Origin of the sequence: Prosthecobacter sp., assembly GCF_029946185.1 — a bacterium.
Taxonomy (GTDB): Bacteria; Verrucomicrobiota; Verrucomicrobiia; order Verrucomicrobiales; family Verrucomicrobiaceae; genus Prosthecobacter.
This window is the reverse complement of record NZ_JAQSEA010000025.1, coordinates 1-7888: the sequence shown is the minus strand read 5'-3', so window position 1 is coordinate 7888 and position 7888 is coordinate 1. Positions and strand designations below refer to the sequence as shown.

Here is a 7888-nt window from a genome sequence, read left to right as displayed (position 1 = left end):
TGCATGGATGAAGCCCCAATGAACCGCAGAGAATGGACGGCCGCAGAGACAAGCCACCTGAATTCAAAAATCAGACCTCTGCGCCCGTCCAACCTCTGCGGTTAAGTTCTGCTCCTCGAAGCCGCGTGCATGGATGAAGCCCCAATGAACCGCAGAGAATGGACGAACGCAGAGACAAGAATCCCGATTTGAAAAATCAGACCTTTGCGCCCGTCCAACCTCTGCGGTTGAGTTCTGCTCCTCAAGTCCGCGGCGGCATCCAGCATGCGCCGCTTCACCCTGCTGTGCGTTTCTCAATAGAAACTGCTATAGAATAGCAGTTTCAATCACTCCATAGCCTTCCTACGCATGGAATCGCACGGAGATGAAGCGAATTCCACTCCGCACCGGATGGTCCAGGACCTCCTCTGGGGAGAGGCAAGGCTGCAGGGGGGATTCCATGAGGGCGAAGGGGGCCGCCATCCTGAATCACTCCACGCTACTTCGATTTCTTCTTCGAACTCTTCGCAGGGGCTTTGTCGGTGGGTTCCTCTTCGAATTTGAGGACGGTGGGCAGCTTCGGCACCGGGCCGTCCCAGAGGAAGTGTTCCAAACGAATCTTGGTGGCGCGGTCCCGCGCTTCACCAGCGCGGTCTCCGGGGCGCTGGGCGATCTGCTCGGCAAGGCGCGCTGCTGCTTCCCACTGGCGTGAGGCTTCGAGGAGATCCACCCCAAAGAAGCCCGCCTTGGAAAACCACACGTAATCAGCCGGACTCGTGGGAGGTGTCAGGTCGGCGGCACTCAGTACGTCGTAGCAGGCTTCGAGGGCTTCCGTGTCATGCTTCGCATCGTGGTGCACGGAGGCGAGCGTGAAGCCCGCGCGTGCCTTCCAGACGAAGGGCAGGGTGCTGTCTGTGAGAAAGGCGTCCAGCAGATCTGCTGCGGCATCCAGCCGTGCGGGATCGGTCTTGCCCAGCAGCAGCAGCAGCTCGGCTTTTTCACAGGTGGTCATGAGGCGCTGGGCGGGTTCGAGCGTTTTCATGGCGAGCATTTTGTCCAGAACGGCGAGGGCGGCGGCGTGGTTTCCCTGCAGCCGTTCGGAGAGCGCCTGCTGCCTGAGGGAGGCCACGGCAAGGGGGCCGTTCTTTTGCGCGAGTTCCTCCCAGATGGCGACGGCGCGTTTGCGGCCATCGTCACTCATCACGGAGGTGGCGGACATGGCGGCAAAGTAGAGCGCGGTGTCTGCCTGCTCGGAATCCGGATAGTCGCGGGCGATGATTTCAAATTCGGTGCGTGCATTGGCGAAGTCCTCCAGCCGGTAGTAAGCACCCGCCATCTTCATGCGCACTTCGGGGAGCAGGGGGCTCTTGGGCCAGAGCTTGAGAAAATCCATGCTCTGGGTGATGAGGGTTTTTAAATCTCCGGCGGCATCGCTCAGCCAGAGGCGGGTGTAAAGGATGCGCTGCTGCTGCGCCGGCGGGGGCGCGCCGGCTGCGGAGGTGGCGTGGTCCAGTGACTTGAAGGCGTCCTCAATTCGCGGTGGGGTGGCAAGCAGAAACCATTCCGCCAAGGCGATGCAGGCATCCGTGAAGCGTGGGTGCTTCGGATAGGTGCGGATGAAGGAGCGCAGCGCGGCCTCCGCCTCGGGCTTGCGACCGGCGGCGAGGAAGAGCGCCTTTTCGAGCTCCAGCGTGGCGGCGGAGGCGGTGCTTTCCGCGCCCACGGCGGCCGCATTGGAGATGAGTTCGAGTTGACCGAGGAGACTCTGGTAAAGCGGGAAATCACTGGCGGAAATGGCGGCCACGGCGGCGTTGAACAGCGCACGGCGCCGATCAGTCAGGGTCGTGGCCACGTTGGCGGCGTTTTGAAACATTTGCCGCGCCTCACGCATCTCGCCACGCCGGAAGTGGAGGCCGCCCACCGCGAAGTCCACGGGCACCGAAGGTCTGCTGAACTGCCGGTGCCAGGCCTCGGCCAGCGCCTTCACGCGGTCGTCCATGCGGTGCCTGGCATAGATTTCCATGGCAAACTGCATGGCATCGCTGAGGCGTGGGTGGCGGGGGTGGCGCTGGATGAGGCACTCCAGCATGCTCACCGCTTCGTCATCGCGTTGCTGCGCGGCCAGCCACTGGGCGGTCAGGTAGATGGCGTGGCCGCGAAAGGTGGCGGTGGCTTCCACCAGCGCAGGCGGCGGTTCCGGCAGTTGCTGGGCGGTGTTGCCAGCGGAGATCCAGCGCAGCACCGCTTCCGGAATGGTGACGGAGGGCGAGTTCTCCTGATGGACGCGGTTGAGCAGGTCAAACGCCTCCACCCACAGCGGGCTGTCTGCCGAGGCATCGAGAAATTTCATCAGTTGCTCCTGCGCATCCGTGGCGCGGTGCTGCTGCAGCAGGGCCTCCACCTGAAGCAGTTCGGCGGCTTGGTGGATGCGCTTTCCGCCGTGGGTGGAGGTGAGCACGGACTGGAGCATCTTCTGCGCGGGGATGAGCTGCCCGCTTTGCAGCAGGGCGCGCGCACGGAGAAAGCGGCTGGCGGCATCGTCCTGATCCATCGCGGTGGGCAGGCCGCTGGCGGGTTTGCCTTCATTGATGTCGATCTCGCTTTGCAGCAGGCTTGCATGCTTTTTCAGCGCGGCATCGGAGGCGGTCAGCAGCGGGGCCAGCGCGTCACGGGCGGCCGCATTTTCACCCAGGGCGGCAAGAATTTGCGCCAGCAGCAGCGGTGTGCGCGGGTGCGGCGCTGCGGTGCTGGTGTCCTCCGTGAGCACCTGTCGTGCGGCGGTGAGGTCTCCGGTGAGAACCAGGCCCTCCGCGCGCCAGAAGGTTTCTTCATCAAGGTCGTAAGCCTCTGCCAGGGCGAGCACCCGTGCGCCGTCGGTTGCCCGTGTCCAGGCTTCAGCGGCAAAGGTGGCCAGCTGGCGTGTCTCCACCCGCGTCCAGCCTTTCTGCTTCAGCAGGCGCTCCGCTTTGACGGCGGCCACGCTGGGCAGCCCATCCGCGAGGGCCTGCTGCGCTGAGACATACTCCGCCGCGTCCTCCAGCCCTGCCGCAAAGAAGGCGGTGGGAAATGCGAGAAGGACTGCGGCGAGAAAGAGGCTCCGAGACTTGGGCATGCTGCCGCAAACTATCGCAGCAATCGATGCGGGGCAAAGGGCTTCTTGAGCGGAGACGAATGTGAAGCACCGCTGCTCAGGCCTCGTCCTCCTACTCGAACTCGACCTCGATCAAAGCGCGTCGCAAGCACAAGACAGGTGGAGGAAGACAGCAGCGCTGGCAAGAATGACACGAGATCAGGCATCAAGGAAATCATCCATTCACTAACAAAGCCGAAAAGAGCCAAGGAGCGCGGGACTTTAGCCCGCAGCAGGTCGTCCACGTGGGACGCGTGTTAGCTCGCACTGAATACCGCAAACACGATGATACCCGGTGTTGCGAAAGCAGCATGCCAAAGCGGGGAAGGTGAGTGCAGCGGAATCAATTCCGCGCTCCACGGAGCGCTGCGCGCAGCATTGACGAAGCCGAAAAGAGCCAAGGAGCGCGGGACTTTAGCCCGCAGCAGGTCGTCCGCGTGGGACGCGTGTTAGCTCGCACTGAATACCGCAAACACGGTGATACCCGGTGTCGCGAAAGCAGCATGCCAAAGCGGAGCGGGTGTGTGTAGCGGAGTGCAGCGGAATCAATTCCGCGCTCCGAGGAGCGCTGCGCACATGAACTGACACGGCCTGCGGAAAGCGGCAACTGCGTTTCCTTCTTCGCTACATCTACGAAGGGCAGGCTGTGCCACACTGCGCGACCGCACTCCAAATAGGGGGCTCGGTTGCTTGTGCTTGCCGTGGGATTTGCGACGCGCCTTGGCGGCGGGCGGTTCGTGACTGCGCCTCGGTTAGAATTGATCGAGGAGGTACTTGATGAGGTCGGTGGTGGTGACGATGCCGACGAGCTTGGCACCGGAGACGATGGGGAGGGCGTGGAAGGTGCCGCCGGCGAGCAGCTCTGCGGCTTCACGGACGCTGCCGGTTTCGGCGAGGGTGACGGGGGACTTTTGCATCACTTGCTCGAGGGTGATGGTGTGGTCGAGCGTGGCATCGACGGCGCGTTCGTCGGTCTTGAAGGCGTCGCCAAAGCTGACGCGGAGGATGTCGGTCCAGGAGATGATGCCGACGAGCTGGTCGGCATTGACGACGGGGATGTGATGGACGCCGTGCTCGCGGAAGAGTGCGCGGACTTTGGAGATGGGATCGCCGTGGTGTGCGGTGATCACATTGCGGGACATGAGGTGGGAAATGGGGTCGTTGCGTTTCATGGTTGGAGATGAAACATGGCGGTGGGGGACGGGCGACGCTCTGCGGGGTTTGGGGATGGGTGGGCGGATGTTGTTCGGAGAGGGGCGGGGGAGCGGCTGAAGCCGGGATTTCCACACGCCGCTGGGTGGCGCGGCATGGGGGACGCTATCGCGTCGGACTGCCGCTGGAGCGGGCGGCTTTGGCTTGAGGCTTTCTACTTCTAGCGACGGGCTGTGATCGAGGATCGAGGATCAAGAATCAAGAATCAAGAATCTAGTCCCTACATCATCTCCACCACCACAGCGCTCGCGTTATCCTTGCCGGATTCGGCCACCGCGTATTCCACGATGGTCTTGGCGTCGTCTTTGGCCAGCATGTCCGCGAGGCGGTGGTTCCAGATGCCGTCGATGACGCCGTCCGTGCAGAAGAGGAAGCGGTCGCCGCTCTCGCAGATGACGGAGCCGATGTGGGGATCGAGGTACTGCCGGCCGGCACCGAGCACCTGCATGAGTACGTTCCTGCGCGGGTGGGTGCGGGCCTGGCGCTCATTGAGTTCGCCTTTGCGCTGAAGGTGCCCGACGTAGCTGTGATCATGCGTGAGCTGCCTCATGGGGCCGGACTTGGGCAGGTAGTAAATGCGGCTGTCCCCGATGTGCGCAAAGTGCATGCAGCCGGGGGTGAACCAGCCGAGGCTGAGCGTGGCCCCCATGCCACGGCACTCCTCATAGTAGCGCCCCAGTTTGATCAGCTCGGCATGGATCAGGCTGAAGAGCTCCTGCAGCACGTCCCCATGGCCGATGGCGATGTTCTGGGCGGACTGCTTGAAGCTGCGCGGCAGCAGCTGGGTGATCTTTTCTGCGGCGATCTTGCTGGCAAATTCGCCGGATTTTGCGCCGCCCATGCCATCGCTCACAGCGAAGACGAAGTCGCCGTTGTCGAGGCTGGATTCGCCGACTTTGCCGAGGTAGCGGACCTCGCGCGCGTCAAAATTCAGACACAGGAAGGTGTCTTCATTGTTCTGGCGCACGCGCCCGACATGGGTCATGCCGGACCAGCGGAGCTGGTTGGGGGGTTGGGTTGGGTTGGGGTCGCTCATGCAGCAGTCTTTGGCGGCTCGTCGAGGATGGTTGCGAGCTCGAAATCAATCAGGCAGAACCTGCCGTCCGTGGCGCGGTAGGTGATGTTGCGGGGGAAGGGGTCATCATGGCGCACGCCGTAGGTGTGCTCCAGTTCGTCAAAGAGCTCCTTGACCCGCGTCGTGCTGATATGGGTGACGATGGAGCCGCAGTTCGAGGTGACGATTTTAAGCGTGGCGGGTTCGGAGTCCAGCAGGCGGGGCACGTAGTTGCAGCCGCGCTCTTCCAGGAGTTTCAGCACCCGCACTTCGTTTTCGAAACGGCCCTGGGCATTGTGCCCTTTGAACTGCTTGTACACCTTGCCGTCATAGCCGATGTGCACAATGGCGCGAGCGGTGTTTTTAGCTTCTTGCATGACGTTTTTTGGGGGGGAAGGGGGCGCTTTCTTTTATTCAAGGAACTCGATTTGATCAAGATCTCGGGCAGAGTGAATCACGCGAATGACCTCGATGCCATTGTCGCTAGGTCGGTAAAAGAAACAGTATTGGCCAAAGGGATAGCTGCGGCAATTTCGCGCGATCTCCGGGCGCGGGCGGCCAAGGGTGTTCCATTGCGCAAGGTGTTCGAGTTTGGATCGAAACCGCTCGATGAGCCGGTCTGCCTGGAGCTGGCTGTCTTCAGAAACATAGTCCCAAATCTCACGTAGATCAGCCTTGGCAATGGCTGAATAAGCGACCGTAGCCATGGCCTATGAGGCGCGGTGACGTTCTGCATAAGCGCGGTGACGATCTGCAAAAAACGCATCCCACTCCATTTCACTTCCTTCGCCACGGTCGAGTTGATCGACTCCGGTTTGAATGTCACGGCGGAGACTTTCCAGCTTGGTTTGTTCAGCTTCACTGAGTGCTTCTTCGACCTGATCCTTGTACATGGACACAACGCTGGTGAAAAACTCGTCCGCATTGTGAAAATCACCGGCTAGAACCGATTGGTTCACGAACTGGTTCAACTCATCGGGAAGTTGAATGGCTACTTGAGTCATGGTGGTATCATTGTATCAAGGCCGGCCCGGTTTGTCGAGAGCCTGATTGAATGGACTGCGCCGCATGGCCTCGGAGTGCTGAAGCATGAAGCAGGCCGTTTGGCGGCGTCGTTGTCCGGGATGGGCGGTAAACGCAAAACATGAAAAAAAGCCTCGCGCGTGGCATGAAATATGCTCATTTCGCCACTGCTAACGCTGGACGAAATTTTTCCGAAGGCACAGGCAAGACTTAATCCTACACACTCAACCATGGCCAAATACAAACTCGAATATCTCTGGCTGGACGGTTATCAGCCTGTCCGCAACCTTCGTGGCAAAACTCAAATCAAAGAGTACGCCAGTTTTCCCAAGCTGGAAGAGCTTCCAGAATGGGGCTTCGACGGCTCCTCCACACGTCAGGCTCCTGGTGGCAGCTCTGACTGCGTGCTGAAGCCTGTGGCCGTGTACCCGGACAGCACCCGCAAGAATGGCGCCCTCGTCATGTGCGAAGTGTACAATGCCGACGGCACCCCCCACCTTTCCAATGACCGTGCGACGATCTTGGACGATGCGGACACCTGGTTTGGCTATGAGCAGGAATACTTCCTCTATCAGGACGGCCGCCCGCTGGGCTTCCCTGAGAACGGCTTTCCTGCTCCGCAGGGCCCGTACTACACCGGTGTCGGCTACAGCAACGTGGGCGACATCGCCCGTCAGATCGTTGAAGAGCACCTGGAAATCTGCCTCGACGCCGGCATCAACCACGAAGGCATCAATGCCGAAGTGGCCAAAGGCCAGTGGGAATTCCAGATCTTCGGCAAAGGCTCCAAGAAGGCCGCTGACGAAATGTGGGTCGCCCGTTACATCCTCCAGCGTCTGTGTGAAAAGTACTGCGTGGAAGTCGATTACCGCTGCAAGCCCCTCGGTGCCACCGACTGGAATGGTTCCGGCATGCACTGCAACTTCTCCACCAAGTACATGCGTGAAACCGGCGGCGAGCCCTACTTCCTCGCCCTCATGGCCCAGTTTGAGAAGAACTGCGCCGAGCACATCGCCGTCTATGGCCCAGACAATCATCTGCGCCTGACCGGTCAGCATGAGACCCAGTCCATCGACCAGTTCTCCTGGGGCATTGCAGACCGTGGAGCATCCATCCGCGTCCCGCACAGCTTCAAGAAAAACGGCTGGAAGGGCTACCTCGAAGACCGCCGTCCGAACAGCCAGGGAGATCCCTACGCGATCTCCAGCCGCGTGCTCAAGACCATCGGCGAAGTGCCGAAGCCTTGATCCGCTAGCTGAGACATCTCACCCCGAAGCGCCGCCTGGAAACAGGCGGCGTTTTTTTGTGGCGCAAAGCGGTGCGGCATGTCCGCCACAGGGTCTCAGATTTCTCCCACAGATTCAGGGAACCCGCAGATTATTTCTGAGGCTATAGCATTTTCCAAGACTGATTTGCGCATAGCGGCGCATGGCAACGCGTCTGCCCAGCGCTGGTAGGGCTGGCTGTCCTCAGCCAGCCGCCGTCGAAGC

General features: G+C 61.0%; 7 protein-coding genes. 1 reads left to right on the top strand and 6 read right to left on the bottom strand.

Features of this window, described 5'->3' with window-relative positions:
- Positions 1 to 478: 478 nt before the first annotated feature.
- From bamD to PSV43_RS01345, 6 genes are all read right to left on the bottom strand, one after another.
- Complete coding sequence (gene bamD / locus PSV43_RS01370; RefSeq protein WP_300192911.1) at positions 479 to 3091, bottom strand: outer membrane protein assembly factor BamD; 2613 nt, start codon at positions 3089 to 3091, stop codon at positions 479 to 481.
- 770 nt (positions 3092 to 3861) lie between these two features.
- Positions 3862 to 4281: a CBS domain-containing protein gene (locus tag PSV43_RS01365; protein WP_300192909.1), complete on the bottom strand. Its 420-nt coding sequence runs from the start codon at positions 4279 to 4281 to the stop codon at positions 3862 to 3864.
- Positions 4282 to 4541: 260 nt separating this feature from the next.
- On the bottom strand, positions 4542 to 5357 hold the full coding sequence (locus PSV43_RS01360; protein ID WP_300192907.1) for a protein phosphatase 2C domain-containing protein: 816 nt from the start codon (positions 5355 to 5357) through the stop codon (positions 4542 to 4544).
- Positions 5354 to 5752, bottom strand: coding sequence for a serine/threonine protein phosphatase (locus PSV43_RS01355; RefSeq protein WP_300192905.1), 399 nt, complete (start codon positions 5750 to 5752; stop codon positions 5354 to 5356). Before PSV43_RS01355 ends, PSV43_RS01360 begins: the two co-directional genes overlap by 4 nt.
- A gap of 33 nt (positions 5753 to 5785) precedes the next feature.
- Positions 5786 to 6082 carry a type II toxin-antitoxin system RelE/ParE family toxin gene (locus PSV43_RS01350; RefSeq protein WP_300192903.1) on the bottom strand — a complete coding sequence of 99 codons (297 nt, stop codon included), beginning with the start codon at positions 6080 to 6082 and terminating at the stop codon, positions 5786 to 5788.
- 3 nt (positions 6083 to 6085) lie between these two features.
- A complete protein-coding gene (locus tag PSV43_RS01345) occupies positions 6086 to 6379 on the bottom strand; it encodes a hypothetical protein (protein ID WP_300192901.1) in 294 nt (97 codons plus the stop codon).
- A 249-nt stretch (positions 6380 to 6628) separates the two neighbouring features.
- Between PSV43_RS01345 and PSV43_RS01340 the strand changes: the two genes are divergently transcribed.
- Entirely contained in the window at positions 6629 to 7645 is a 1017-nt protein-coding gene (locus PSV43_RS01340) for a glutamine synthetase beta-grasp domain-containing protein (protein ID WP_300192899.1), read from the top strand.
- Positions 7646 to 7888 lie beyond the last annotated feature (243 nt).

Excerpts from the sequence above, each read along its gene's own strand:
- bamD (WP_300192911.1), bottom strand. The coding sequence starts at position 3,091 with ATGCCCAAGTCTCGGAGCCTCTTTCTCGCCGCAGTCCTTCTCGCATTT.
- PSV43_RS01365 (WP_300192909.1), bottom strand. The coding sequence starts at position 4,281 with ATGAAACGCAACGACCCCATTTCCCACCTCATGTCCCGCAATGTGATC.
- PSV43_RS01360 (WP_300192907.1), bottom strand. The coding sequence starts at position 5,357 with ATGAGCGACCCCAACCCAACCCAACCCCCCAACCAGCTCCGCTGGTCC.
- PSV43_RS01355 (WP_300192905.1), bottom strand. The coding sequence starts at position 5,752 with ATGCAAGAAGCTAAAAACACCGCTCGCGCCATTGTGCACATCGGCTAT.
- PSV43_RS01350 (WP_300192903.1), bottom strand. The coding sequence starts at position 6,082 with ATGGCTACGGTCGCTTATTCAGCCATTGCCAAGGCTGATCTACGTGAG.
- PSV43_RS01345 (WP_300192901.1), bottom strand. The coding sequence starts at position 6,379 with ATGACTCAAGTAGCCATTCAACTTCCCGATGAGTTGAACCAGTTCGTG.
- PSV43_RS01340 (WP_300192899.1), top strand. The coding sequence starts at position 6,629 with ATGGCCAAATACAAACTCGAATATCTCTGGCTGGACGGTTATCAGCCT.